This is a genomic window from Streptococcus penaeicida (assembly GCF_002887775.1).
In the GTDB taxonomy this organism is placed as follows: Bacteria; Bacillota; Bacilli; order Lactobacillales; family Streptococcaceae; genus Streptococcus; species Streptococcus penaeicida.
This window is the reverse complement of sequence record NZ_LOCM01000008.1, coordinates 49800-75581: the sequence shown is the minus strand read 5'-3', so window position 1 is coordinate 75581 and position 25782 is coordinate 49800. Positions and strand designations below refer to the sequence as shown.

Sequence of the window (25782 nt, the reverse complement as noted above, 5' to 3'; positions counted from 1 at the left end):
TCACTTCCTTCGGAGTTACAGTTTGACCTAAGGTTCTGCAGTAAAAGGGTTTAACTGAGAGTTTACGCTGTCTTTCTGAAAGAATCGCCAATGGTATTTCAAGAGACGGTAAGTCTGAGATTTAGTATCAAAAGATTTCATGATGGCAATTCTTGTCGTCATCATAGCACGGGATAAGTGTTGGATAATATGAAAGCGATCAAGGACAATCTTAGCTTTAGGGAACAATTGCTTAATGATAGGAATATAGCTTCCTGACATATCAACAGTTACAACTTTAACATGTTCTCTCACTTTTCTAGTGTATTTATAGAAATAATTTTTGATGGTGGTTTGACGGTTGTTGTCAAGAATGGTGATGATTTTACGAGATTCAAAATCTTGAGCAATAAAAGCTAGTTTTCCTTTATTGCGAGAGAACTCATCCCAGGAGAGTATCTCAGGTAAAGATGAAAATCCCTCTTTGAAGGTAAATTGTGCTAACTTACGTTGAACAACAGATACAGAGACATGAAGGGTTCTAGCAATGTCAGAATTGGTCATTGTATTAGTGAGGAGTTGGGTAATCTTAAATAGTACAGGCTGAGATATTTGATGATTCTTTAGAACTAGAGGAGTCTCCGAAACAGTCACTCTAGAGCACGATTTACATTGGAAGCGACGCTTTTTGAGATGGAGAACACAAGGAAATCCTTGGCAATCAAGTATAGGAATTTTTGATGGTTTCTGAAAGTCATACTTGATCATAGTACCTTTACAATGAGGACAAAGAGTAGGCTTGTAATCCAGCTTAGCCCTCATTTCAATATGTGTTTTATGTTTTAAGACAAATAAGATTTTGATATTAGGGTCTTTTAAACCGAGTAATTCTGTGGTATTCTTAAGTAGTTCCATATGATTCTTTCTAATGATGGTTTCGTCGCTTTTCATTATAGGTCATATGGGGCTTTTTTGATGTGAAAAATTTCAATAACGAAAAAGACCCTATAACCTCTTTAGTGGATTTACCCACTACAGAAATTATAGAGCCCTCTTTTTTATTTTCAGTAATTCTAATAATTAAAACGTTTTCTTTATTAAATCAAGGTTTCAAGATGTTCGATTTCATGACAAAAGCTTGCTTTTTTAGTATGATAGAAGGTAGATATTTTTGAATAAATGATAAATGATAAGAAACAAGGAGATCTCCATGTCTATCAAATTAGTTGCTGTCGATATTGACGGCACTCTTATAACCGATGATCGTAAAGTGACAAGCCAAGTTTTTGAAGCTGTTCAGGATGCAAAAGCTAATGATGTACAAGTTGTTATCGCCACTGGTCGACCAATTGCCGGCGTAACTGGGCTCTTAGATGAACTCAATTTAAACCATAAAGGATCTTATGTCATTACTTTTAATGGTGGCTTAGTCCAAGATGCTGAAACTGGTGAAGAAATTGTTAAGGAAACCATGTCTTACGAAGATTACTTGGACATTGAATTCCTCAGTCGTAAAATTGGACTCCACATGCATGCTATCACTAAAGAGGGAATCTACACCGCAAACAGGAATATCGGTAAATATACAGTACATGAATCAACCTTGGTTAATATGCCTATATCCTACAGAACGCCTGAAGAAATGGCTTCAAAAGAAATCGTCAAAATGATGATGATTGATGAGCCAGATGTTTTAGACGCCGCCATCAAAAATATTCCACAAGAATATTACGACAAATACAATATTGTCAAATCAACACCCTTCTACTTAGAATTCATGCTGAAATCAGTTTCAAAGGGTAATGCAATTATTCATTTAGCTGAAAAATTAGGATTAGACATGGACCAAACAATGGCAATTGGTGACGCCGAAAACGATCGAGCAATGCTTGAGGTTGTTGGCAATCCAGTCGTTATGGAAAATGGAAGTCCAGAATTGAAGAAAATTGCTAAATACATCACTAAATCTAATAACGAAAGCGGCGTAGCTTATGCTATACGCGAGTGGGTTTTACATTAATGTTTACATACAAAGTTGGCATTCCAAAAGAAGAACACGATGCCTTTGTTCTCGGACATCCTAATTGTAACTTATTACAAAGCGCTAATTGGGCAAGTGTCAAAGAAGAGTGGAAGCAAGAAATCATTGGCTTTTATGAAAATGAAGAATTGGTCGCTTCCGCTGCCCTTCTCATTCGTCCATTGCCTCTGAATTTTAGCCTAATCTATATTCCTCGTGGACCTATTATGGATTATACTAATTTCGAATTAGTCGATTTTGTCATCAATTCTTTAAGAAAATTCGGAAAAAGTAAAAAGGCACTCTTTGTTAAATTTGACCCAAGTCTTTTTCTAAAACAATTTCCTGTTGATAAGGAAATCACAGATGTCGAAGAAAATGACTTAACTTTATCTGCCATTTCCTTTATGAAAAGTCACGGTATTGAATGGACAGGTAGGACAGAAGATATTGGACAAAATATCCAACCACGCCTTCAAGCCAATCTCTATGCCAAAGACTTTGACCTTGTAAACTTCCCTAAGAAAACACGACAAGCAATCCGTACAGCTCAGAACAAGGGAGTCACCATTACTATTGGTGGTCAAGAACTCTTGGAAGATTTTGCTGAATTGATGAAGAAAACAGAATCCCGTAAAGGCATTAATCTTCGTGGTATCGATTATTATCGAACTTTGATGGAGACCTATCCAGGTGAGCAATCTTATATCACAATGGCAAAAGTTAATATGGTCGAAAGAAAAGCACTACTTGAAACTCAAATAATGAAAGCACTATCAGAAAAAGAAAAATTTACTGAAAAAACAAGAGAATCAAAAGTCAAAGAAAATTTTAACACCATTACTAGATTAACTTCTGAACTAGAATTAATCCAAAATGATTTAGATTCAGGAAAAGAAACCGTCCCACTAGCAGCGACCTTGTCCCTTAACTTTGGACAAACATCAGAGAATCTTTATGCTGGAATGGATGATAGCTATAAAGTCTATCAAGCTCCACTATTAACTTGGTACGAAACTGCTGCTGAAGCTTTTCGTAGAGGATGTCAATGGCAAAACATGGGTGGGATTGAGAATCAATTAAATGGCGGTCTCTATAGTTTTAAAGCTAAACTAAATCCACAAATAGAAGAATTTGCTGGTGAATTTAATATTCCCGTCAGCCTCTTTTACCATCCAGCCATGTTGGCTATAAAATTCGAAAAAAATTAAGGAGTAAACATTAATGCCTTTAGTAACTTTAACCAAAGAAGCATTTGAAGCCTTTGCTTCTCAAGTAGAATTCCGTTATTTTGAGCAATCTGCCAATATGAGTGCATTACTTGAAAATAGAGGCTATGAGACCGAAATGAAAGGCTTTCAAGATAATGATGGTCAGTTACAGATAGTTGCTCTACTTTTCACTACTCCAATCGCTGGTGGCTTACACATGGAAATTCATTATGGTCCCCTCTGGAAGGATGAAAGTTATTTAGCCGACTTTCTTAAGGATTTAAAATCATATGCTAAATCCAAAAAAGTAATGGAATTAGTCATCAAACCATATGGTCACTTTCGAATGTTTGATGATCATGGTAACCCATTAACTGAATTAGATCAAAACTATATTGATTTATATCAAAACTTAGGTTTTGTCCATGAACAACCTCAAATTGGCTTTGATAAGCACGATTGGCATTATGTTAAGGATTTGACTGACTTGACAGGGAAAAATCTTCTAAAGTCGTTTAGTAAAAAAGGGAAACCCTTAGTCAAAAAAGCAAAAACCTTTGGAATTCAAATCAAAAAATTAAAAAGAGACGAACTTATTCAATTTAAAGAAGTTACCTCTTCTACTTCTGAGCGTCGCAATTATGATGATAAACCTATCGAATACTATGAATACTTTTACGATGCCTTTAATGATAAGGCCGAGTTTCTAGTTGCAACACTCAATTTCAAAGACTATCTAACAAATTTGCAAAAAGATCAAGCAAAATTGGCAGAAAAAATACAAAAACTAGTAGCCGATTTAGAAGTAAATCCTAATTCTGAAAAGAAACGTAATCAACATAAAGAATTCTCAAGTCAACATCAAACTTTTGATGTTCGTATTGCAGAAGCTAATGAATTTATTCAAAAATACGGTGATCAGGATGTTATCCTTGCCGGGTCTTTATTTGTATTTATGGAGCAAGAAGCAACCTATTTCTTTAGTGGCTCCTATTCAGAATTCAATAAATTCTATGCACCTGCAGTACTACAAGAATATGTAATGCTTGAAGCAATTCAGCGTGGTATTAAACGTTATAATTTATTAGGAATCTCTGGTTATTTTGATGGAACTGATGGAGTCTTAGGATTCAAACAGAATTTTAATGGTCACATTGAACAAACAATGGGTACATTTTACTATTACCCAAATCCAGTCAAGCAAAAAATCATCAAAACTATTAAAAAAATCTTAAGACGATACTAAAAAGACAGTGTAGACTGTCTTTTTTGATGCCAAAAAAGCTATTGTTTAAACATAAACAATAGCTTTTTAAGAAAATTATTTAACGAAATCTAACAAAGCTAAGAAGCTTGCGGCATCAAGTGATGCACCACCAACTAAAGCACCATCAACATCTGGACATTCCATATATGAAGCAACGTTTTCTGGTTTTACTGAACCACCGTATTGAACACGGACTTTATCAGCAACTGCTTGACCAAAATCAGCTGCTACAACATCACGTACTGCTTTACACATTTTTTGTGCATCTTCTTGAGTCGCAGATTTGCCAGTACCGATTGCCCAAATTGGTTCATAAGCAATCACTAATGAAGAAACTTGTTCTTCAGTTAAACCAGCTAATGCAGCAGATACTTGAGCACCTACGAAGTCAACTGCTTTACCTGCTTCATAAGTTTCAAGAGTTTCACCACAACAAATAATTGGTGTCAAACCGTTAGCAAAGATTGCTTTTGCTTTTTTGTTGATGTCTTCATCAGTTTCATGGAAGTATTCACGACGTTCAGAATGACCAATAACAACATAGTCAGTACCCATTTCAGCTAATACTTTAGGGCTGTTTTCACCTGTGAAAGCACCTGAGTTTTCAAAATAAGCATTTTGAGCTGCAACTTTTAATTCTGATCCTTTAGCCGCTTCAAGAACAGTGTAAAGATCGAGAGCTGGAGCTGCAATCCCTGCTTCAACAAATTCTGATGAAGTTAATTTAGAAGCTACTTCTTCAATAAATGCTTTAGCTTCTTCAGGATTTTTGTTCATTTTCCAGTTTCCGGCAATAAATGGTTTACGTGACATTTCACATACCTCTTCTTTTTTTATTTACACTACTATTTTATCACAATTTTGGACCTAATAAAAGAATATGACTACATTTTAGGATTTTTTTCACAAAGAATTACTTATTTTCTGAAAATATTTTCTAAAAGTATCTCAGAATATAAAAAAGACCCCTTACGGGGTCCCTACAATCTGAGTTGTCTGACTCTAATTGTTATTCTGGGAACTTAATTAAAATTAAGCTTCGATTTCTGAAACGATACCTGAACCAACAGTACGTCCACCTTCACGAATTGAGAAAGTTGTACCTTGTTCTACGGCGATTGGGTGAATCAATTCAACATTGATAGTCACGTTATCACCAGGCATAACCATTTCTGTACCAGCTGGAAGTTCGATTGAACCAGTTACGTCAGTTGTACGGAAGTAGAATTGTGGGCGGTAGTTGTTGAAGAATGGAGTATGACGTCCACCTTCTTCTTTAGAAAGGATGTATACTTCACCTTTAAATTTAGTGTGTGGGTTGATTGAACCTGGTTTAGCAATAACTTGTCCACGTTCGATTTCATCACGTTGAACACCACGAAGAAGGATACCTACGTTGTCTCCTGCAAGACCTTCGTCAAGTTGTTTACGGAACATTTCAACACCAGTAACAACAGCTTTTTTAGTATCTTCTTTGATACCAACGATTTCGATTTCGTCGTTGACACGAACAGTACCACGGTCGATACGTCCTGAAGCTACAGTACCACGTCCAGTGATTGAGAATACATCTTCGACTGGAAGAAGTAATGGTTTGTCAGTATCACGTTCTGGTTCTGGAATATATTCGTCAACAGTTTTCATCAATTCCATGACGATATCTTCATATTTAGAATCACCTTCAAGAGCTTTAAGAGCTGAACCTTGGATAACTGGAAGGTCATCACCTGGGAAATCGTATTCTGAAAGAAGGTCACGGATTTCCATTTCAACTAATTCAAGCAATTCTTCATCATCAACAAGGTCAACTTTGTTCATGAAGACGATAAGGTGTTTAACACCAACCTGACGTGAAAGAAGGATGTGCTCACGTGTTTGTGGCATTGGTCCATCAGTTGATGCAACAACAAGGATAGCTCCGTCCATTTGGGCAGCACCAGTGATCATGTTTTTAACATAGTCCGCGTGTCCTGGGGCATCGATGTGGGCATAGTGACGAGTTTCAGTTTCATACTCAACGTGTGCAGTGTTGATTGTGATTCCGCGTTCGCGCTCTTCTGGAGCAGCATCGATAGAAGCATAATCTTTTGGTTGGTTAACTGAAGTTGGTAAGCGACGTGCAAGAACAGTTGTAATTGCAGCTGTTAATGTAGTTTTACCATGGTCAACGTGTCCGATTGTACCAATGTTAACGTGGGGTTTACTACGATCGTATTTTTCTTTTGCCATTTTGGGAAAAGCCTCCAATAAAATATATTTTATAGATAGACGGTAGGCAATACAGTCTAACTTTACCTTACTATTGTAGCAAATTATTAAGAAAAAGCAAGTGTTTTATATTGATTGGCAATTCTTTCTTATTTCAAAATGCTATTTTTAAAATACAGTATTCTTAAGTTACTACTTCTTCAATCACTTTCCTTTTTGAAGGTAAAAAAATAGACCTACTTGTAATAGGTCTATTCTTTTAATAACTTATTTAAAACGACTGATATTAACAATCTTACCATTCTCGTCACGCATTGTTTTGCGATAGGATAGTTCAGCTTCTTTTAAGATATCTTCTTTCTTCTCGTTAGCATCAATATTGAGTACAAAACCAATGGCAACTGATAAAACCAGTAAACTATTACCACCTTGAGATAGGAATGGGAAAGTTACACCTGTTGACGGAATAATTCCTGAAATACCACCAATATTTACAAAAACTTGCATTAGTATCATACCACCAACACCTAATGCAACCATGGCATTGAATGGTTTTTTAGCTTTAATACCAACATTCATAATACGGAGAATTAAAAAGAAGACTAGAGCCAGAATCAATCCTGCCCCAATCAAACCAAGTTCTTCAATAACGATTGAAAAGACGAAGTCTGTTTGAGCTTCAGGTAGGTAGCCCCTTTTTTCAATTGAGTTACCTAAACCGACACCGAACCAACCTCCATTACTCATAGCATAATAAGAGTGAGCTAACTGGTGCCCAGAATCCGTTAAATCTTTGAAAGGATTAAAATAAGCACTAAAACGTTTAGCAACATAACCAAAAATGGGTACCTTTGCAACACGTTCCACACCAATAACTTTAATTGAGCCTAGGAATATGGTTGAAAGAACTGTAATTAAAGATAATATTCCAGAGAACCAGCGATAGCCGATTCCACTAATGGTAATCATTAAAATTGCTGTTAAAACAATAATGGCCGCATTACCTAAATCGGGTTGAGCAGCAACTAACAAGATTAGAAATAGTGAATAGACACGCCAGTCTTTTAAATCACTACTCTGTCTTGGCCACCATCTTCTTTTTGTCAAAGCTTGATAATCATATAAGGCAATTTCTTCTTGTTTACGGGCAAAAGTATGTGCCAGATACCAGACCATGATAATTTTCAGGTATTCTGCTGGTTGAAAACTTAGTGGTCCTAAAACAATCCAACCATGAGCTCCATTAACTTCCTGAGTAAAAAATCGGGCAATCAAGAGCAATGCTGCTTCAAATAACATGACCATTACCAACAAACCATGGTTATTTAAAAAATTTAGTTTCAACTTATAAATAAAAGAAATTGCAGTTAAACTAATCAACCAAAAAATTCCCTGACTTAAGACCGACTTAAAAGGATTTGCATTCAATTGGATCAATGTTGCACTAGTCGTAGAATAGACCATGATCAGACCGATAATCGAAAGGATTAGATAAGGCAAAAGAATCGAATAATTTAAGAGATGCCTTTTATCAATTTTCATAATTTCCCCTGTTTTTCTGATAATCTTTAAGCATTATATCATCTTTCTAAAGCAAAAAAAAGGGAAAAGACAGACTAATGTCTGTCTTAATCTCTCTAGTAAATTGAACATTTTTTCAAAAATGATATTAATTTTTTTAAGGTAGTTACTTCTTATCTTACTTAACCAGAGTTACGAAGACCAGTCGCTATACCATTAATCGTAATATGGATTAATTTTTCATAATCTTCATCCAGTTGGTGATGACGTAAGCGTTTAATAAGCTCAATTTGAATATAATTTAGAACATTGAAATAAGGAAGTCGGTAATCCAAACTTTGTTTCAATGATTGGTTATCCTCTAATAACTCATCATGTTGCTCAATAGCCAAAATCATATTTTTAGTTAATTGCCACTCATCTAAAATGGTATGGAAAATATCTCTCACTTCCTCTTTTTCAGCCAACTGAGCGTATTGGAAAGCAATATTCATATTTGATTTTGAAAGCACCATATCAACATTTGACAATAAGGAATGGAAGAAAGGCCATTTTTCATACATATGTTGCAACTTAGCTAAATTACCTTCTTCTTGATCAATATATTGTTTAAATGCAGAACCGACACCATACCAACCTGGGAACATGATTCGATTTTGAGACCAAGAGAAGACCCATGGGATAGCCCGTAAACCAGAAATTTCAGTAATGGTTTTACGAGCAGCTGGTCTAGAACCGATATTTAAACTCGATACTTCTTTAATAGGACTAGCCTCAAAAAAGTAATCATAAAAATGAGGATTACCGAAAACTAAATCTCGGTAGACCTTATTACTAAAGTCCACAATACCTTCCATGATTTCTCTAAACCCATCAATTTCATCAGGTTAGTAAGCATTCTTGTAACCATGCGATTGACAGAAGCTGAAATCAACATTTCTAGATTATAGTAGGCAACGTCTTTGTTACCATACTTATTCTCAATGATTTCACCTTGCTCAGTCAAACGAATACGATCTTTAATGGATCCGAACGGTTGGGACGTTATTGCATCATAAGATGGACCACCACCTCGTCCAACAGTCCCACCACGACCATGGAAGAAAGTAATTTTGATACCATTTTTTTGTCCGATTTCAGTTAAATCATTTTGAGCTTTATAAAGAGTCCAACCTGATGATAAATAGCCACCATCCTTATTGCTGTCAGAATACCCTAACATAATTTCTTGATAGTTACCTTTGGAAGCAATCCAATTCTTAACCATAGGATAGGCTAGGTACTCGGTCATAATATGATTCGAGTTGTCCAAATCTTCGATAGTTTCAAATAGTGGAACAATCTGAACACGTGCACTATCCCTATCCACAAGGCCAACTTCTTTAAGCATGATTGCTAATTCAAACATATCTGACACACTCTCAGTATGAGAGATGATGTGTTGTTTGATAACCTCATCGCCTAGTTTATCTTTTAAGCGACGTGCAGCTCTGTAAATAGCAAGTTCTTTCTCTAAGAGTTCTGATTTCTCAACATTTGTCGAAGATAGTGTTCTTGGATCTTCGGATAATTGTTTGTGTAGAAGTTGACATTTTTCAAACTCAGAAAGGGATGAATAGTCTTCTTCAATATTTGCTGCTTTCAGCAATTCAGCCACACATGCTTCCTGAACACTGGAATCTTGTCGCATATCAATACTTGCCAAGAAGAAACCAAATATATCAACAGCTTGAATTAGTTCCGTCAGATCACCAGCAATCAGAGAACGGTCTCCGTTTTCAACTAAAGAATTTTTTATTTTTAAAAGGTCATTTTTAAATTCTTGGGCATTTTCATAGGCTGGAACTAGAGATTTTTTGAAGCGACTTTTCGTAAGACTTGAATGCGTTTCTTGTAAACGTGCCTTAATATAATGAAAAGCTTTTCGATAAGGCTCATTTTCACGGTAAATCGATTTATCACTAGATAAATCTGCTAACTCTTGAACATCCTCACTTGTTTTTATTAATGTCGAAGACATGGAGAAAGTCCTATAAAGAACTGATAGCTTATCAAGATAATAATTTAGAATCACTTCACTTTGAAGAGTAGCCGATTGTTTTAAGGTATCTGCTGTAACAAAAGGATTCCCATCACGGTCACCACCAATCCACATCCCCATGGTGATGGGGTTTGGATTGTCTAAAACTAAGCCTTTTGATTTAGCTAGATCTTTATATTGTCTGGTTAATTTTGTGATTGCTGGAATCAAGGAATTGTCATAATATTGCATGACATTAGTGATTTCATTTTTAACTTTTAATTTTTTTTCACGAATGATGTCGGTCTGCATGATAATTTCTATGTAGCGACGTAATTCTTCCAACCATTTCTCTTGGTTAACGACACCATTTTTGACATCACGGTATTTCCGTAACAAATCATGGATATGATTCGTCAATTCTAAGACAGTTTTCCGTTGCACTTGCGTAGGATGAGCCGTTAAAACTGGTACAACATTTACCTTTTCGAGAATGTCTTGCGCATTTTCTTTAGAAGCGACTTCATTAATTGTGTTTGCTAATTTCCCTAAGTAGTCAATATTGGTATTATTTTGATAATTAATCTCATAGGCCAAGTCAACATCTTCAGAAATATTAATTAGTAAGGGCAAAATTGAAAAATAACGAGAGATGATAACCATTTCGTCATTGGATAATTCTCTTATAGTATTCTCCAGTAAAACAGCATCTTTCCCTTGTGATAATTCCAAAATTCTTTCAATTTTAGCATATACTTGGTCTCCGGCCATAGACCTTGTAATATCTTCGAGTAGATTTTGTAAAATAGCTACTTCTTCAGTAATCATTTTATGATGGTTACTACTCTCTAATTTTTTAGCAGTCAAATCAATCACTCCTTTTCTCATTGCTTAAGTCAATGATACCACTTTTTCAAGTAAATGTAAGTTCTTTTTCATATAATGTTTGCTTTTTACAAAAACTTTACCAAAAATTCATACAAATGTTTGCTTTTACTTATTTTTCTATTCTCTTAAGCGCTTTTTTGTTATACTGAAACTATTAGAACAAAAGGAGATAAGCATGGAACTCAAAAAACGCTCTACATTTCCCGAAAATGAATTATGGGATTTAACAGCTCTTTACAAGGATCGACAAGATTTCCTTCTAGCCATCGAGAAAGCTTTGGATGATGTTCAAACATTCAAGAAAAACTATGAAGGTCACTTAAACACCAAAGAAGACTTTGAACAAGCCCTTTATGAAATTGAACATATCTATATCCAAATTAGTCACATCGAAACCTATGCCTTTATGCCACAAACAACTGATTTTTCTAATGAAGAATTCGCTGAAATCGCACAAGCTGGTGATGATTTTGTTACAAAGGCTTCTGTTGCTCTGAGCTTTTTTGATTCTAGCCTAGCTCAAGCTGATTCTGCTATCCTAGATGAATTAGAAGAGGTCGAATACTTTAGATCCACAATTCGTCAAGCTAAATTGCAAAAGCAACACCTACTAGCCCCAGAAGTTGAACAAGCCATGACCAACCTTCGCGAAGTCATGAATGCCCCTTATGATATTTACACTAAAATGCGTGCAGGTGACTTCGAAATGGAGCCTTTTGAAGTTGAGGGTAAAAGCTATCCAAACAGTTTTGTTTCTTATGAGAATTTCTATCAAAACCATGAAGACCAAGCTATTCGCGAAAAATCTTTCCGCTCCTTCTCTGCAGGTCTTCGTAAGCATCAGAATGCTGCAGCCGCCGCTTACTTAGCAAAAGTTAAGTCTGAAAAATTAATGTCAGATATGCGAGGGTATGATTCTGTATTTGACTATCTCCTTGCAGAGCAAGAAGTCGATCGTGCCATGTTTGATCGTCAAATCGACTTGATTATGTCTGAATTTGGTCCAGTGGCTCAAAAATACCTTAAGCACGTCGCCCATGTAAATGGCCTGGAAAAAATGACCTTTGCTGACTGGAAGTTGGATATTGATAACGACTTAAATCCACAAGTGAGTATCGACGATGCCTATGATTTTGTCATGAAATCCATCCAACCACTTGGTCAAGAATACAGCCAAGAAATCGCCCGGTATCAATCAGAACGTTGGGTTGATTTTGCTGCCAATGAAAATAAAGATTCTGGTGGCTATGCTGCCGACCCTTATAAAGTGCATCCTTATATCCTCATGTCTTGGACAGGTCGCATGTCAGATGTCTATACCCTGATTCATGAAATTGGGCATTCAGGCCAGTTTATCTTCTCAGATAATAATCAATCCTACTTCAACACTCACATGTCAACCTATTATGTTGAAGCACCATCTACTTTCAACGAATTGCTTCTTTCCGATTACTTGGAAAATCAATTTGAAGATGCCCGTCAAAAACGTTTTGCCCTAGCTCATCGCTTAACAGATACTTACTTCCATAACTTTATTACGCATTTGTTGGAAGCCGCTTTCCAGCGAAAAGTATACCAGTTAATTGAAAATGGTGGGACATTTGGCGCTGAAAAATTAAACGAGCTTATGAAGGCTGTGCTAACAGAATTCTGGGGGGATGCTATTGAAATTGATGATGATGCAGCCCTTACCTGGATGCGTCAAGCTCATTATTATATGGGCTTATATAGCTATACTTATTCTGCAGGACTCGTTATCTCAACAGCTGGCTATTTAAACCTAAAAAACAATCCAAATGGTGCACAAGAATGGCTAGAATTCTTGAAATCCGGTGGAAGCAAAACACCACTTGAAACAGCCCTTTTAATCAATGCTGATATTTCAACTGACAAGCCACTCCGTGATACCATTCAGTTCTTAAACCAAACCGTTGATCAAATTATCGACTACAGCAATCACATTGAAAAATAGAATCAAAGAACCAAGGACACTGTCCCTGGTTCTATTTTTATTTGATTTTTTCCATATAGAAATAAATCTTATCACCCTTTTTGACTTTTAAAGCATTGGCAGCTTTCGTGGCCATTTTCCCATTTACCTTATAAAACCAATAAGTCTTTTCTTTTGGTTTTTGAGCATAACCATCAATAGCTATAATAAAACCATCTTTTTCCTTTACCTTGTAATTAGCTTTAAGGACATCCATTACCGTATCCCCTTTTTTGAAGCTAACCTTCTCATCGATTTTATTTGTATCCTCTTTAACAATTAATCGCACAACCTTTTCTTCTTTAGTTGAGACTTTGTCAGCATTTTTTTCACTACAAGCCGATAAAGAGACTAAACTAACGAAAATTAAAATCCATTTAAAATACTTTGTCATTAAAAACCCTCCGAAAAATTGTTAATAAGATTGGATAAAAGAGAAAGGTTGAAATTGCGTGTAAACCATTAAAGACAGTACCTGCTAAAAGATAAGACCACCAAGGCATACTATATAGATAAGCAAAACAAGAATCAATGATCAAACCATAAAAGAATGCTAAAATAGCTGCAAAAAGTGACTGCATGACAATTTCTGGACCTTTAATTTTCTTTGTCAATGGATAGAGTAAAAAACGCCAAATTGTCATAATCATAATAAATGCTGTTATTTGCCAGAAAACCCAAGGACCAAATCCTAATAGAAAAGAACTTAGTAAAATAGAGATAATCATTGCTAAAATAGCTTCATAATAACCCATCATTAAAGTTGTTAGTAAAAAAAGAGCTGAAATGGGTTGAATATTTGGCAAATGCGAAAACGTCATTCTGAGGACAAAAGCCAAAGCTGCTAAAATGGCAATTCGAGCCATTTGTTTTGAAGTCATATGCGAACCTTTCAGTGTTTTTTACTATTATGACAGAAAGCCAGAAAAAATGCTAGATAAGAAAAGGACAAAAAAGTGTTAATTTAAATTAAGATAAGAAAAATATTATAATTTTCTTATCTCGGATACGGTTATAGGTAATGCAGCTATTAAGAAAAAGAAACTATTTTTTCTTAATCCCTTATCACAATCAAATTGGGCAAAGGTATAATGACAGTCCTGAGGAATTTTTCTGACATTTTACCAATTTTAGCTTAAATTGTAAGATAATATAAGAATATAGTTAGGAAGTTTTGATTTTTTAGACCAATTAAGGTACAATAGCAATAATGAGAAGAAGAATAAAACCGATAGTTGTGCTGGTTTTTTTTCTCTTATTTGCACTTTTATTAGTGATTGGCAAAACACATACAGACCAATTAAAGGAAACTGAGCTAAAGCTCGCAAAATCACATGTTCCAATCATTTCCAGCAAAGAAGAAACAAAAACATCAAGCACAACAGACACCGAAGAATTTATCTTAAATCCAATCGTCGATGTCTCAGGTTGGCAATTACCAAGAGATATTGATTATGATACCTTATCGAAAAACATTTCGGGCGCAATTGTCCGAGTATTTGGAGGGTCTCAAATCACTTCCAAAAATAATGCAGCTACACAACTGGAATAGATAAATCATTTAAGACTCACATCAAAGAATTTCAAAAGCGTAAAGTACCTGTTGCTGTATATAGTTATGCTTTAGGTTCAAGTACAAAAGAAATGCGTGCCGAAGCAAGAGCCTTTTACAAAAATGCTTCTCCTTACAACCCAACCTATTATTGGATTGATGTCGAAGAAGCAACCATGAAAGATATGAATAAAGGAGTAACAGCCTTTCGAGAGGAATTGGAACGATTAGGGGCTGAGAATATCGGACTTTATATTGGAACCTATTTTATGGTAGAACAAAATATTTCAACTAAAGGATTCGATGCCGTTTGGATTCCAACTTATGGAAGCGATTCTGGATATTATGAAGCTGCTCCTGATACAAAATTAGACTATGATTTACATCAATATACTTCTCAAGGCTATCTACCTGGCTTTGATAAACCACTTGATTTAAACCAAATAGCTGTTAATAAAGATACAAAAAAGACCTATGAGAAACTTTTTGGAAAACAAAAATGACCTCAAGGTCTTTTTAAAATCATCTCCTTGACAGTTTATTAGAAAAAATATTATAATTAGAAAAAATAATATATGTCACAAAGGAGTGCTTTAGCTGAGATCGCATTTGCGAAATCCTGACAACCTGATCTTGTTAGTACAAGCGTAGGGATTGTGAACTTGAACTCAATCAATATGAATTCAGGCTCTTTTTGTGAAGAAAAAGGAGTTTTTTTATGTCTCAAAATAAACAGATTAAGTATTTAGTCGAAGCCGCAATTTTCGCTGCGCTAGCTATGGTACTATCATTCATTCCTGATTTTGCCTCATGGTTTACCCCATCATTTGGCGCAATTCCACTTGTTTTATTTAGTCTTCGTCGTGGTTTAAAATATGGACTTCTTGCTGGACTCATTTGGGGACTTCTTCATTTCGTACTTGGTAAAGTATACTATCTCAGCATGTCACAAGTTCTAATTGAATATATTATTGCCTTTATTGCTATGGGCTTAGCTGGATTGTTTTCTAGTCAAGTAAAAGATGCCATTGAACAAGATAATTCGAAAAAGGCCATCAGCTTTGCTTTACTTGGTGCAGTCCTTGCCGTAACTGTTCGTTACATCTTCCACTTCATCGCTGGTGTTATTTTCTGGGCTTCTTATGCACCTAAAGGAATGTCAGCCGTTTGGTATTCATTTACCGTAAACGGTACAGCCGGATTACTAACCTTAATTTTCGTCGTCATAGCTATTTTTATTCTAATAAAAACACAAAAACAATTTTTCGCACCTAGAGATTAATCAAATCAAGCTCTTAACCCTATACAAAAAAAGTGGTATAATTATTTTTATATCATTTTTTTATTTTTAAAGGAAGACTATATGGCGAAAAAGAATAAACTAAAAAAAACCTTAGTTGAACAAATTTTAGATAAGGCCAATATCAGTTATCAAAGCTTAGCTTTAAATGCCCTTAAGAACGAACTCCCAGATGGTATTCAAAAAGAGGATATCTATAAAACTTTGGCTTTATCAGGAGATAAAACCGGGCCAGTCATTGGTATTCTACCGATTACAGAACATTTGTCAGAAAAGAAATTAGCAAAAGTATCTGGCAATAAGAAAGTGAGCATGATTCCCCAAAAAGACCTTCAAAAAACAACAGGTTATATTCATGGTGCCAACAACCCTGTCGGAATACATCAAAAACATCCCTTCCCAATTTACATTGATAAGATTGCTTTGGAAAAAGGAAATCTCATTGTTTCTGCTGGCGAGCTCGGTCGTTCCATTAAAATTAATAGTCAAGAATTAGCCAATTTTGTGGAAGCAGAATTTGCTGAAATTAAGGAGTAATTATGAAATTTTTAGGTAATATTATTTGGTTCCTCTTTTCAGGCCTATGGGCATGGCTGGCATGGTCACTTTTAGGTGTCCTACTTTGCATCACAATCGTCTTTCTTCCCTTAGGGCTTCAATGTTTTAAAATTGGCAACTTCGGCCTCTTCCCATTTGGAAAAGACATAGAAATTGGACAATCGTCAACAAGTCTCCTTTTCAATATCATTTGGATTGTCCTCTTTGGTTGGTCATTAGTTGCTATGCACCTAACCTCAGCTTTTGCATTATGCCTTACAATTGTCGGCATCCCTTTTGCCATTCAATCATTAAAACTCGCAAAACTAAGCCTCTTCCCATTTGGGGCAAGAATCATATCAGTATAAAGGAATTTTTGCAATGAAATTTTATTTTGTTCGTCATGGGAAAACCGAATGGAATTTGGAAGGACGCTTCCAAGGAGCTTCGGGTGACTCGCCACTCTTAGAAGAATCTTATCAGGAAATTGAAGCTTTAGGCCAATTCTTGAAAAATATTCCTTTGGATGCCATCTATTCCAGTGATTTGATGCGTGCCCAAAAAACAGCTCAACTCTTAGCTGACGCTGCTGAACTTGACTTAGACATAAACTATAGCCATGACCTTAGAGAATGGCAATTGGGCAAATTAGAAGGTACAAAAATTGCCACTATGACTGCTATTTATCCCAGCCAGATGTCAGCTTTTCAACACAATTTGGCAAAATTTAATGACCGTCAATTTGAAGCCGAATCAATTTATCAGACGACCACTCGTGTTAAAAACTTTATTAAAACCTTTGCAGATAAAAAGGTTGAACATGTCTTGATTGTTGGTCATGGAGCTAACTTAACGGCATCAATCCGTTCGCTACTAGGCTATGAACCAGCTTTACTTAGAGCAGAAGGTGGCCTAAAAAATCTTAGCATAACAGTCTTAGAAACAGACGATTTTGAAAATTTCAACTGCCTCCTCTGGAACGACAAATCCTACTTAGATGATAAAATTCACTAATAGATAAAAAATGAGAGTTGCAAAGCAACTCTCATTTTTTATTTAGCATATTTCAAACGAAGAACTTTTTCCTGACTCTTAGTCAAACGTAATAACATCACTACTTTATCAATGCTAATATTGCTTTCAAGCAGACGCTCTGCCGCAATCATTAAACCATTGTTCAGACCCATTTCTAAAATAGGGTTTTTCTTATCATTGATATCAAAGATAAATTTATTATCAGGTAAATCAAAGAGAACTTTAACGGCCCCAAAGAGTTGCTCAAAATTATCAATAGCAACATCATAAACTGGCTTAGTTCCTGCTTTTAAGCTTCTGCCACGGTGGTTAAACCACATGGAATGCCAGCCCCCATGAAAAGCCCCCATAATATCATTGTCGTAAGAATCACCAACATAAAGTGTTGTTTGCGGATTCATTCCAAACTGTTCAGCAGCCAAGTTAAAGATTTCTTTTTCAGGTTTTTGGAAACCAGTCGCCTGACTAACGATCACACACTTAGGATCCACGTAGTCGTAAAGTCCTAATTTTCTCACTTTTTTCAATTGGTGTTCCGTTGGACCATTAGTTATAATTCCCATGGGTACACCCTTAGATTTCAAGAAATCCAAAGTCATACGCATTTCGTCCAACATAGTAATATTTTCAAGTTCTTTTTCGTAGACTTCTTGGAAATGAGTCCCAGTTTCCTGGTCAATCTCTGGGTAATCAAATTCCAAAAGCGTTTCACGACAACGCCAGAACCGGAAATAATCAGTTGTCCATTCACCGGCCATTACCCTTGGAAAGCCGGTATCTGAATAATGCCGAAAGCGAATATAAGCTTTATTAATCATAGCCATATTAAAGTCTGGGAAGCATTTTTCCATCGCAATGCGATAGGGTGCTTGCTGGTCATAGATAGTATCATCAACGTCAAAAACAATGGCTGTAATCATGAGTCTCATTTCCTTCTTTTGTAATGTCTGTCATATTATACTATTTTCTCTTGTTGATTTCAAATAGTGAAATAGTATTATCTCCTTTAAAGGCATTGAATCCAAGGAAAAATAGGGTGTATTCTAAAGGCTTTTATGTTACAATAAAAGGGAAAACTTATTGGAGGAACTCATGTCAAATCAACATATCGAAGAATTAAATGACCAAGAGATTGTCCGTCGTGAAAAAATGACGGCTTTGGCAGAAAAAGGCATCGATCCATTCGGAAAACGATTCGAAAGAACAGCCAATTCTGAACAATTAAAAGCAAAATATGCTGACAAATCAAAAGAAGACTTACACGAAGTAAACGAAACAGCTATCATGCTGGTCGTCTCATGACCAAGCGTGGTAAAGGAAAGGTTGGTTTTGCTCATATCCAAGACCGCCAAGGTCAAATCCAAATCTATGTTCGTAAAGACTCTGTTGGCGAAGAAAACTATGATATTTTCAAAAAAGCTGACTTAGGTGATTTTCTTGGTGTTGAAGGCGAAATCATGCGTACTGATATGGGCGAGTTGTCCATTAAAGCCACTCATTTAACTCATTTATCAAAAGCCCTTCGTCCACTACCTGAAAAATTCCATGGCTTAACTGATATTGAAACCATTTACCGTAAACGTCATTTGGATTTAATTTCTAACCGTGAAAGCTTTGACCGCTTCATCACGCGCTCAAAAATTATTTCTGAAATTCGTCGCTACCTAGATGGCAAAGATTTCTTAGAAGTTGAAACTCCTGTTCTTCACAACGAAGCTGGTGGTGCTGCTGCTCGTCCATTCATTACTCATCATAACGCGCAAAATATTGATATGGTACTTCGTATCGCAACTGAACTTCACTTGAAACGTTTAATTGTTGGTGGTATGGAACGTGTTTATGAGATTGGTCGTATCTTCCGTAACGAGGGTATGGATGCAACCCACAATCCAGAGTTTACGTCGATTGAAGTATACGAAGCTTATGCTGACTTCCAAGACATCATGAATTTAACAGAAGGTATCATTCAACATGCTGCTAAAGCCGTTAAAGGTGATGGCCCAATTGAATATCAAGGACAAGAAATCAGGATCAATGAACCATTCAAACGTCTTCACATGGTTGATGCTATTAAAGAAGTTACTGGGATTGATTTCTGGAAAGAAATGTCAGTTGAGGAAGCACAAGCTTTAGCTAAAGAAAAATATGTGCCACTTGAATCTCATTTCACTACTGTTGGTCATATCATCAATGCTTTCTTTGAAGAATTTGTTGAAGAAACACTTATCCAACCTACATTTGTTTATGGACATCCCGTAGAAGTATCACCATTGGCTAAGAAAAATGCTGATGATGTTCGTTTCACTGACCGTTTTGAATTGTTCATCGTTACCAAAGAATATGCTAATGCATTCACGGAGTTGAACGATCCGATTGACCAATTAGCTCGTTTCGAAGCGCAAGCTCAAGCTAAGGAAATGGGTGACGATGAGGCAACTGGTATTGACTACGACTACGTTGAAGCTTTAGAATATGGTATGCCACCTACAGGTGGACTTGGTATTGGTATTGATAGACTTTGCATGTTGTTAACAGATACGACAACTATTCGCGATGTTCTACTATTCCCAACCATGAAAAATCTTTAAAATAAAAAGAGCCACTAATATCAATTAGTGGCTTTTTGCTGGCTTATAAATTTTCGACATATTCTTTGGCTGTTTTCAAATCCAATCCAGTATGGTCTCTTAATAGTTTGATGGCTTTAATCAGTTGACCGGATTCTTTGAGTGTTAGCAGTTTTGCTTTGAGTTCATCTGAGATTTCGGCAGCAATTACAGGTTCATTTTCATTTGGAAAGGCAGCACCCGGTATCATTTCTTCTTGTTCTTTAATGCGTGTTTTCATAAAGAAAATGACAAAAAGTAAAATTCCAATAACCACTGCTAAGAGCATTAATTTAAGTGACATAAGCTATCCTCCTACTGCCATTATATCCTTTATTGTCAGGCTTTTCAAATACTTATAGCAAGAGCATCCCACATTTCTCTGTCTTCCTATGCTATAATGAATTATTAGATTTTCAAAAATATTATGAAGAAAGTTAGTGTCATGGACAACACCAGAGATTTACTCTTAGCCAATCGCTTTAATAACCACGGTTTACTTGAACCATTCACATCACCTGAAGAACTCTTGGAAAAATCCTTAGGAATTCAAGCTCAATACCTCAATCATGCCCTCTTTAATATCGCTATCCGTTTACCAAAAGACCAGAAAGAAACTTTCGAAAAGCTAGCACAAAATGCTATCCTAGCCTGGGGGCAACGGCAAACCTATCACTTTTTTGCCTATGAGCAATGGAAAGCCATTTGCCGCTTTTTAGATCACCAAAAATTATGGCCTGAAAATTACCTGAGTCAAGAAGGCCACCAACTGGAAGAGCTTCAAGAACAATTAGCCAATCAATTGCTAAAGCCCGTCGAACGACAAGTGCTCCTAGAAAACTTTCAACCTCATAGTAAAGTTCTTTTCCAATGGAGCGCTCTCTTCTTACTCCATTCACGCAAGGGTCAACTTTATCATAAGTGGTATCCTCAAGCAGAGGATCGTTTGGTTTTTTGGGATAATCTACCCTCCGAAGCAAATCTGGATCTTGAAAGCCAGCTACTAGAAGCCTATTTTGCCTTCTATGGCCCTGCTACTTTGTCAGATGCAGCTCACTTTTTCGGACTAAAACTGTCAGAAATAACCAATATCCCATTGCCAAACAGTAAGTCTTTAAGCTTTAACAAGGTAACTTATTACTATCAAGCCTTAAAACCTGAAATAGACTTACCAAATATTTTAGTGATTGGAAAATTTGATCCCTTACTAGTTGCTTACCATCATAAAGACTTACTCATTCCACCAAGTTTAGCTCCTTTAGTCTGGAAAAAAGCCGGCCAGATTTCAGCCTTAATCTTGAAAAAAGGACAGTTACAGGCTACTTGGACTTTTAAAGTCAGTAAGAAAGATATTCGTTTTACAGTCAATTATTTAAAAGCTTTCAGCAAAAAAGATAAAAAAGAAATCGAAAAAGTCTTTAGCCATTATTGTCAGATGATGAAGCGTCTTTTGCATTCTGTTACATATGAGGAAATTGTTTAAATCAAGCTTTTCAAAAAGACGATTAGTTTAAATCTTTCCCAAACGACAGACCTTGCAATTAGCCAAGTCATAAAAAGCGATAAGAGAATCGTTAATAAAATTGAAATTGACTGTGCAATCAAATGGCTTGGATAGAATAAAAGAATTCCTAGTGAACCACAAAAACCTCCTACACCATTCATGGCGAAAGAATCGACCACATCATCAACTAAGTTTCTTAGTCTCAGTTGCCACATGGCTAAAAATGCTATAGTAGAAGAAATACTGACAATCAAAAGCATCTGCCAGGGAGCAAGATAGCCAACACCAGCTGTGCTGGTGACCAGTCCAACAACCATCCCATTTAAGACTGCAGGGCTGATTCTTTCTTCTCAATCAAGAATTCCGCTACTGACCAGCTGATCCCGCCAGCAATAATAGCAATGAGACTATTTATCAGAACCAGGCCTGCTTGCTGATTTAACTCACCTACAGGACCGGCATTAAACCCAAACCAGCCAAGGGTAATGAAAAGCATGCCAAGATAATGCCACTTCACTTCTACTGGGTCATTATGCAGGTGAGGACTTGGTCCAAGCAAAAGTGCTAAGACCAAACTTGAAAAACCCGCTGATAGATGTACAACGATACCACCTGAAAAATCTAGAACACCTAGCTGTGCAAGGAAGCCCTCTGGATTCCAAATCAGGTATGCTAGTGGACAGTAGACAAAAGTCATCCAAAGCACTCCGAGTAAGATTAGCTGGCCAGTTCTTAAACGATCCATAACAGAACCGACAAGCATTACGATGGCATAAAGAAAGAAACAGAGTTGAAAGAAAGTTTCAAGACTATCTTTCAATTTTATGTTTCCGGCAAAAAGTACCGACCAAATACTAGTTCTGAAGGAAAGACCATAACCCCAAAGCAACCATGCTAAAGAGGCCATTAGAATGAGGATAACAAACTGGAAAATGATTTTTCCACTTAGTTTTCCAGAAAGATTGGCATAATAGGTCATTCCTACGCCAAAAATCATCAACCACATCATTAAGATACAAATAAATAGAAACACAAGTAACCATCCTTTACAAACTAAAATTCTTTTGTTAAACTGAGACTAGTTTTTACTTAACTGGTTAAGTATTTTAAAGCAGATTTTTATTTTTGTCAAGGAGATTGTATGAAGAACTATAAGATTATTATCATTGGTGCCGGTGCAGCTGGGATTGGCTTTGCAGCAAGTTTAGAACGACTTGGAATCAAAGACTATATTATTTTAGAGAAAGGAATTATTGGCGATAGTTTTCATAAGTGGCCAAAAACCACTCAGTTTATCACCCCTTCTTTTACCAGTAATGGATTCGGTTTTCCAGATATGAATGCCGTTATTCCAGACACTTCTCCTGCTTATTCATTTGAAAAGGAACATCTTTCAGGGCAAGAGTATGGTCAATATTTAAGATTAGTTGCTAAAACTTATAGCATCGCTGTACAAGAAAACTGTCAGGTTACTAAGATTAACAAATCAAATGGTTACTATCAACTTGATAGCAGTCAGGGACTCTACCAAGCAAAGTATCTGATTCTTGCTACCGGTGAATTTCAAAATCCAAATACCACCGGTATCCAAGGTGCTGAACTAGCTATGCACTACGGCCATGTTGAGCATTTTCATGTCACTTCTGACAAACCCTTTATCATTATTGGCGGAAATGAGAGTGCTTGTGATGCCTTAACCCATCTGGCTTACTTAGGGAATGAGGTTCATCTTTTCACTGATTGTTTTGGGGCTAAAGAAGATAATCCCGACCCCAGTATATCTCTGTCACCAATAACAAAAGTAAGACTGAAACATATTCAATCAGATCCTAAATACCATATTCACATTAAAGAAGGTAAAAAAGCTCGCAAGATTGAACTTATTAAGCAGATTTATCATGTGACTTTTGAGGATGGGTCTTGCGCCAATAGTCATCATAAACCTATTTTAGCAACCGGATTTCGCAACTGTTGTCACTTAATAGATGGCATTGACCTTTTTGACTATGATGCTCAGCAATTACCCAAAGTCAATGAAAAGGATGAATCGACCGTCCAAGATAATTGTTTCTTAATTGGTCCTAGTTTGAGACAGGGACAAACCATTTTTTGTTACATTTATAAATTCCGTCAACGCTTTTTACCAGTCATTGCTGAAATAGCCAAACGGGAAAATTGGACTTTAAATCCAGAAGAAGTCGCTTTTTTCAAAGCAAATCAAATGTATTTGGATGACTTATCTTGTTGCCAAGTCAACTGTGATTGTTAGGAGTGAAAGGCCAATTTATGGTACAATAAGAGAAAGTTTCTTAAAGGAGTTATCATGAAAAAAGAATACATTTCCTATCTTTCAGCTGCTATTTTTATCATTTATGGATTAAGTAGTCATAAGATGAGCTTCTTGATTTTAGGTTTTATCCTAATCTTAATTGGCCTTGCTGATCGCCTAAAAAAATAAGACCCTAAGGTCTTATTTTTTATTTTGTTTTATAAGCTTGAGAAAAGTCTACATCGAGACCAGTTGAGTTACGAACCAATCCTTTAACGTTTGGATTTTGTAAGCCTGCGTTAGAAAGATTATAAAGTGGGTTATAATGAGCACCTTCATATAGGGCTTTTTCTGCGGCTTTGTAGTCATCAGCAGCTGCATCTTTGTCTAAAGCATGAGTAGTCAAAGCTTCTTTATAGGCTTTGTCGTATTCTGGACTAGCAATTTTACCATAGTTGTAATCAGATGTTGTTGTGAATAATCCATAGAATGTTGATCCTTCTGGATAATCACCACCCCAACTAACAAAGGCAATTTCAAAGTTTTGGTTGCTAGTATCTTTTAGGCGTTGTTTAAAGGTAACAAATTTTTCTTCAAGAGTGAATCCAGGTAGATTCTTTTCCCAAGCTTCTTTTAGGTAATCAACAGCAGCTTTTTTAGCCGGATTATCAGAATCAGCTTCCATTGTTAAAGTTAGCTTATCCACCCCAAGTTCTTGCAAGCCTTCTTTGAATAATTTAGCCGCTTCTTCTTTATTATAAGAGTATGGTTGAGCAACGTGTTCACTTAAATCTGTCCCATCAGTTAGTTTTTCCAAACCAGTTGGTGCTAAAGCTTTAGCTGCTTTAGAACCTGTATCAACAGCTGCTTTGACCAAACCTTCACGGTCTGTAGCTAAGTTAAGTGCCTTACGAATTTTAGCATTAGTTAAGGCTTTTACAGAACCTGTTTCATTATAAACAATATAATCAGCTCGAGCTTCAGCAATTTCAATCATATCTTTATTATTCTTATTAGCATTAAAGATTGCTGAAGTACCTGAGATATTAGCAAAATCCAATTGTCCCTGTTTATACATTTGAACTGCTGTATCAGGCTTTTTGACCGTTTGAACATTGATTGTTTTGGTTTTTACTTTTTTAGCATTCCAATAATATTTATTTTTGACAAGTTTGAAACTACCACTTGTACCATTCCAGTCTTTGACTGTGTAAGGACCGGAATAAATGAGTTTATCTGAATTAGTCCCGTAATCTTTACCCGCTTTTTCAACAAAAGCTTTTTTCTGAGGAACGAAGTTAGAGAAAGACAGTAAGCTTTCAAACTGTGGTGCTGGTGTGTCTAAAGTAAAAATGATTTTATTCCCTTCTGCTTTGACACCTAATTGACTAAAATCTTTGATTTCGCCTGACAGAATCTTATCAGCATTTTTCAAATGAGCATCTGTTGTTAAATAGGCGTACTCAGAAGCTGTTTTAGGATCAACCATCCTTTGCCATGTATAAACAAAGTCTTCAGCTGTTAAATCAGATCCATCCGACCATTTGAGACCATCTCGTAATGTTGCTGTATAAGTTTTACCATCTTCTGAAATATCGACTTTTTCAGCTAAGTCTGCGACTAATTTTCCATCTTTACCAACACGGAGTAAATTACTACCAGAATTTCCAATGGCCATTGCAGAATACCGGTCAGTATTTTTTGAGATGTCTAATGTAATGATTTCAGTCGGTGTGTACCAGTTAATCACATCTTTTGAGCCAGTCTTGGTTTCCTTAGACTGCCCACCACAAGCAACCAGAGTCACTGTTGAAAGTGCCACAAGCCCTAAAGTTGCATATTTTTTCCATTCCTTCATAAAAATAGCTCCTATTA

20 protein-coding genes, 5 pseudogenes and 1 riboswitch are annotated in these 25782 nt (G+C 36.1%); of the genes and pseudogenes, 13 read left to right on the top strand and 12 right to left on the bottom strand.

The genetic code is table 11. The annotated features are described in order from the left end of the window. A pseudogene (locus tag AT575_RS02015) lies at positions 1–894 on the bottom strand (ISL3 family transposase); the annotation flags it as partial. Between the two features lie 295 nt (positions 895–1189). Here AT575_RS02015 and yidA point away from each other — a divergent pair. The 3 genes and pseudogenes from yidA to AT575_RS02000 all read left to right on the top strand — a co-directional run bounded on the left by yidA (position 1190) and on the right by AT575_RS02000 (position 4456). Then, on the top strand, positions 1190–1999 hold the full coding sequence (gene yidA, locus AT575_RS02010) for a sugar-phosphatase (protein ID WP_102776929.1): 810 nt from the start codon (positions 1190–1192) through the stop codon (positions 1997–1999). Further along, positions 1999–3224, top strand: a pseudogene (locus tag AT575_RS02005) (aminoacyltransferase). Before yidA ends, AT575_RS02005 begins: the two are co-directional and overlap by 1 nt. Beyond that, positions 3224–4456: an aminoacyltransferase gene (locus tag AT575_RS02000; protein ID WP_102776928.1), complete on the top strand. Its 1233-nt coding sequence runs from the start codon at positions 3224–3226 to the stop codon at positions 4454–4456. The pseudogene AT575_RS02005 and the gene AT575_RS02000 overlap by 1 nt, the downstream one beginning before the upstream one ends. 75 nt (positions 4457–4531) lie before the next feature. Here AT575_RS02000 and tpiA read toward each other — a convergent pair whose 3' ends face one another. From tpiA to ppc, 4 genes and pseudogenes are all read right to left on the bottom strand, one after another. Continuing rightward, positions 4532–5290: a triose-phosphate isomerase gene (gene tpiA, locus AT575_RS01995; RefSeq protein WP_102776927.1), complete on the bottom strand. Its 759-nt coding sequence runs from the start codon at positions 5288–5290 to the stop codon at positions 4532–4534. Between the two features lie 219 nt (positions 5291–5509). Continuing rightward, a complete protein-coding gene (gene tuf, locus AT575_RS01990) occupies positions 5510–6706 on the bottom strand; it encodes an elongation factor Tu (protein ID WP_102776926.1) in 1197 nt (398 codons plus the stop codon). 246 nt (positions 6707–6952) lie between these two features. After that, entirely contained in the window at positions 6953–8227 is a 1275-nt protein-coding gene (ftsW, locus tag AT575_RS01985) for a cell division peptidoglycan polymerase FtsW (RefSeq protein WP_071793421.1), read from the bottom strand. A 161-nt stretch (positions 8228–8388) separates the two neighbouring features. Beyond that, positions 8389–11093: pseudogene (ppc, locus tag AT575_RS01980) on the bottom strand (phosphoenolpyruvate carboxylase). Positions 11094–11289: 196 nt separating this feature from the next. Here ppc and pepF point away from each other — a divergent pair. Further along, a complete protein-coding gene (gene pepF / locus AT575_RS01975; RefSeq protein ID WP_102776925.1) occupies positions 11290–13086 on the top strand; it encodes an oligoendopeptidase F in 1797 nt (598 codons plus the stop codon). 37 nt (positions 13087–13123) lie between these two features. On the opposite strand, the gene AT575_RS01970 is transcribed toward pepF, so the two are convergent. Both AT575_RS01970 and AT575_RS01965 read right to left on the bottom strand, forming a co-directional pair. Next, complete coding sequence (locus tag AT575_RS01970) at positions 13124–13498, bottom strand: DUF4430 domain-containing protein (protein WP_102776924.1); 375 nt, start codon at positions 13496–13498, stop codon at positions 13124–13126. Further along, on the bottom strand, positions 13482–13985 hold the full coding sequence (locus AT575_RS01965) for an ECF transporter S component (protein ID WP_071793425.1): 504 nt from the start codon (positions 13983–13985) through the stop codon (positions 13482–13484). The genes AT575_RS01970 and AT575_RS01965 overlap by 17 nt, the downstream gene beginning before the upstream one ends. 329 nt (positions 13986–14314) lie before the next feature. On the opposite strand from AT575_RS01965, the pseudogene AT575_RS01960 reads away from it, so the two are divergent. The 5 genes and pseudogenes from AT575_RS01960 to AT575_RS01940 all read left to right on the top strand — a co-directional run bounded on the left by AT575_RS01960 (position 14315) and on the right by AT575_RS01940 (position 17507). After that, positions 14315–15159 (top strand): annotated as a pseudogene (locus AT575_RS01960) (glycoside hydrolase family 25 protein). 71 nt (positions 15160–15230) lie between these two features. Then, a riboswitch (TPP riboswitch) is annotated at positions 15231–15327 on the top strand. A 47-nt stretch (positions 15328–15374) separates the two neighbouring features. Beyond that, complete coding sequence (gene thiT, locus AT575_RS01955; protein WP_102776923.1) at positions 15375–15938, top strand: energy-coupled thiamine transporter ThiT; 564 nt, start codon at positions 15375–15377, stop codon at positions 15936–15938. Between the two features lie 81 nt (positions 15939–16019). After that, positions 16020–16493 carry an aminoacyl-tRNA deacylase gene (locus AT575_RS01950; RefSeq protein ID WP_102776922.1) on the top strand — a complete coding sequence of 158 codons (474 nt, stop codon included), beginning with the start codon at positions 16020–16022 and terminating at the stop codon, positions 16491–16493. 2 nt (positions 16494–16495) lie between these two features. Further along, a complete protein-coding gene (locus tag AT575_RS01945; protein ID WP_102776921.1) occupies positions 16496–16861 on the top strand; it encodes a YccF domain-containing protein in 366 nt (121 codons plus the stop codon). Positions 16862–16874: 13 nt separating this feature from the next. Continuing rightward, complete coding sequence (locus tag AT575_RS01940) at positions 16875–17507, top strand: histidine phosphatase family protein (protein ID WP_102776920.1); 633 nt, start codon at positions 16875–16877, stop codon at positions 17505–17507. 38 nt (positions 17508–17545) lie between these two features. Here AT575_RS01940 and AT575_RS01935 read toward each other — a convergent pair whose 3' ends face one another. Then, positions 17546–18448, bottom strand: coding sequence for an HAD family hydrolase (locus AT575_RS01935; RefSeq protein ID WP_102776919.1), 903 nt, complete (start codon positions 18446–18448; stop codon positions 17546–17548). 172 nt (positions 18449–18620) lie between these two features. On the opposite strand from AT575_RS01935, the pseudogene lysS reads away from it, so the two are divergent. Continuing rightward, positions 18621–20116 (top strand): annotated as a pseudogene (gene lysS, locus AT575_RS01930) (lysine--tRNA ligase). Positions 20117–20159: 43 nt separating this feature from the next. On the opposite strand, the gene AT575_RS01925 reads toward lysS, so the two are convergent. Continuing rightward, positions 20160–20438 carry a hypothetical protein gene (locus tag AT575_RS01925; RefSeq protein WP_102776918.1) on the bottom strand — a complete coding sequence of 93 codons (279 nt, stop codon included), beginning with the start codon at positions 20436–20438 and terminating at the stop codon, positions 20160–20162. 141 nt (positions 20439–20579) lie between these two features. Between AT575_RS01925 and AT575_RS01920 the strand changes: the two genes are divergently transcribed. Further along, on the top strand, positions 20580–21617 hold the full coding sequence (locus tag AT575_RS01920; protein ID WP_245871420.1) for a DNA glycosylase AlkZ-like family protein: 1038 nt from the start codon (positions 20580–20582) through the stop codon (positions 21615–21617). On the opposite strand, the gene AT575_RS10965 is transcribed toward AT575_RS01920, so the two are convergent. Both AT575_RS10965 and AT575_RS10960 read right to left on the bottom strand, forming a co-directional pair. Next, on the bottom strand, positions 21614–21955 hold the full coding sequence (locus AT575_RS10965) for a hypothetical protein (protein ID WP_281254331.1): 342 nt from the start codon (positions 21953–21955) through the stop codon (positions 21614–21616). The genes AT575_RS01920 and AT575_RS10965 overlap by 4 nt on opposite strands. 5 nt (positions 21956–21960) lie before the next feature. Further along, positions 21961–22671 (bottom strand): ammonium transporter family protein, encoded by a 711-nt coding sequence (locus AT575_RS10960; protein WP_281254330.1) that lies wholly within the window; start codon positions 22669–22671, stop codon positions 21961–21963. Positions 22672–22779: 108 nt separating this feature from the next. On the opposite strand from AT575_RS10960, the gene AT575_RS01910 reads away from it, so the two are divergent. Further along, positions 22780–23907 (top strand): NAD(P)/FAD-dependent oxidoreductase, encoded by a 1128-nt coding sequence (locus tag AT575_RS01910; protein WP_102776916.1) that lies wholly within the window; start codon positions 22780–22782, stop codon positions 23905–23907. A 54-nt stretch (positions 23908–23961) separates the two neighbouring features. Continuing rightward, positions 23962–24096, top strand: coding sequence for a hypothetical protein (locus AT575_RS10955; protein WP_281254329.1), 135 nt, complete (start codon positions 23962–23964; stop codon positions 24094–24096). A 19-nt stretch (positions 24097–24115) separates the two neighbouring features. Here AT575_RS10955 and AT575_RS01905 read toward each other — a convergent pair whose 3' ends face one another. After that, the gene (locus tag AT575_RS01905; protein ID WP_102776915.1) at positions 24116–25765 is read right to left on the bottom strand and encodes a peptide ABC transporter substrate-binding protein; all 1650 of its coding nucleotides are present in this window, start codon (positions 25763–25765) and stop codon (positions 24116–24118) included. Positions 25766–25782 lie beyond the last annotated feature (17 nt).

What these genes read in the sequence shown, in the direction of transcription:
- AT575_RS01945 (WP_102776921.1), top strand. Translation starts at nt 16,496, where the DNA reads ATGAAATTTTTAGGTAATATTATTTGGTTCCTCTTTTCAGGCCTATGG.
- AT575_RS01905 (WP_102776915.1), bottom strand. Translation starts at nt 25,765, where the DNA reads ATGAAGGAATGGAAAAAATATGCAACTTTAGGGCTTGTGGCACTTTCA.
- tuf (WP_102776926.1), bottom strand. Translation starts at nt 6,706, where the DNA reads ATGGCAAAAGAAAAATACGATCGTAGTAAACCCCACGTTAACATTGGT.
- AT575_RS01965 (WP_071793425.1), bottom strand. Translation starts at nt 13,985, where the DNA reads ATGACTTCAAAACAAATGGCTCGAATTGCCATTTTAGCAGCTTTGGCT.
- pepF (WP_102776925.1), top strand. Translation starts at nt 11,290, where the DNA reads ATGGAACTCAAAAAACGCTCTACATTTCCCGAAAATGAATTATGGGAT.
- AT575_RS01925 (WP_102776918.1), bottom strand. Translation starts at nt 20,438, where the DNA reads ATGTCACTTAAATTAATGCTCTTAGCAGTGGTTATTGGAATTTTACTT.
- AT575_RS02000 (WP_102776928.1), top strand. Translation starts at nt 3,224, where the DNA reads ATGCCTTTAGTAACTTTAACCAAAGAAGCATTTGAAGCCTTTGCTTCT.
- yidA (WP_102776929.1), top strand. Translation starts at nt 1,190, where the DNA reads ATGTCTATCAAATTAGTTGCTGTCGATATTGACGGCACTCTTATAACC.
- AT575_RS01935 (WP_102776919.1), bottom strand. Translation starts at nt 18,448, where the DNA reads ATGATTACAGCCATTGTTTTTGACGTTGATGATACTATCTATGACCAG.
- AT575_RS01920 (WP_245871420.1), top strand. Translation starts at nt 20,580, where the DNA reads ATGGACAACACCAGAGATTTACTCTTAGCCAATCGCTTTAATAACCAC.
- AT575_RS01950 (WP_102776922.1), top strand. Translation starts at nt 16,020, where the DNA reads ATGGCGAAAAAGAATAAACTAAAAAAAACCTTAGTTGAACAAATTTTA.
- AT575_RS01940 (WP_102776920.1), top strand. Translation starts at nt 16,875, where the DNA reads ATGAAATTTTATTTTGTTCGTCATGGGAAAACCGAATGGAATTTGGAA.
- thiT (WP_102776923.1), top strand. Translation starts at nt 15,375, where the DNA reads ATGTCTCAAAATAAACAGATTAAGTATTTAGTCGAAGCCGCAATTTTC.
- ftsW (WP_071793421.1), bottom strand. Translation starts at nt 8,227, where the DNA reads ATGAAAATTGATAAAAGGCATCTCTTAAATTATTCGATTCTTTTGCCT.
- tpiA (WP_102776927.1), bottom strand. Translation starts at nt 5,290, where the DNA reads ATGTCACGTAAACCATTTATTGCCGGAAACTGGAAAATGAACAAAAAT.
- AT575_RS01910 (WP_102776916.1), top strand. Translation starts at nt 22,780, where the DNA reads ATGAAGAACTATAAGATTATTATCATTGGTGCCGGTGCAGCTGGGATT.
- AT575_RS01970 (WP_102776924.1), bottom strand. Translation starts at nt 13,498, where the DNA reads ATGACAAAGTATTTTAAATGGATTTTAATTTTCGTTAGTTTAGTCTCT.
- AT575_RS10965 (WP_281254331.1), bottom strand. Translation starts at nt 21,955, where the DNA reads ATGGTTGTTGGACTGGTCACCAGCACAGCTGGTGTTGGCTATCTTGCT.
- AT575_RS10955 (WP_281254329.1), top strand. Translation starts at nt 23,962, where the DNA reads ATGAAAAAAGAATACATTTCCTATCTTTCAGCTGCTATTTTTATCATT.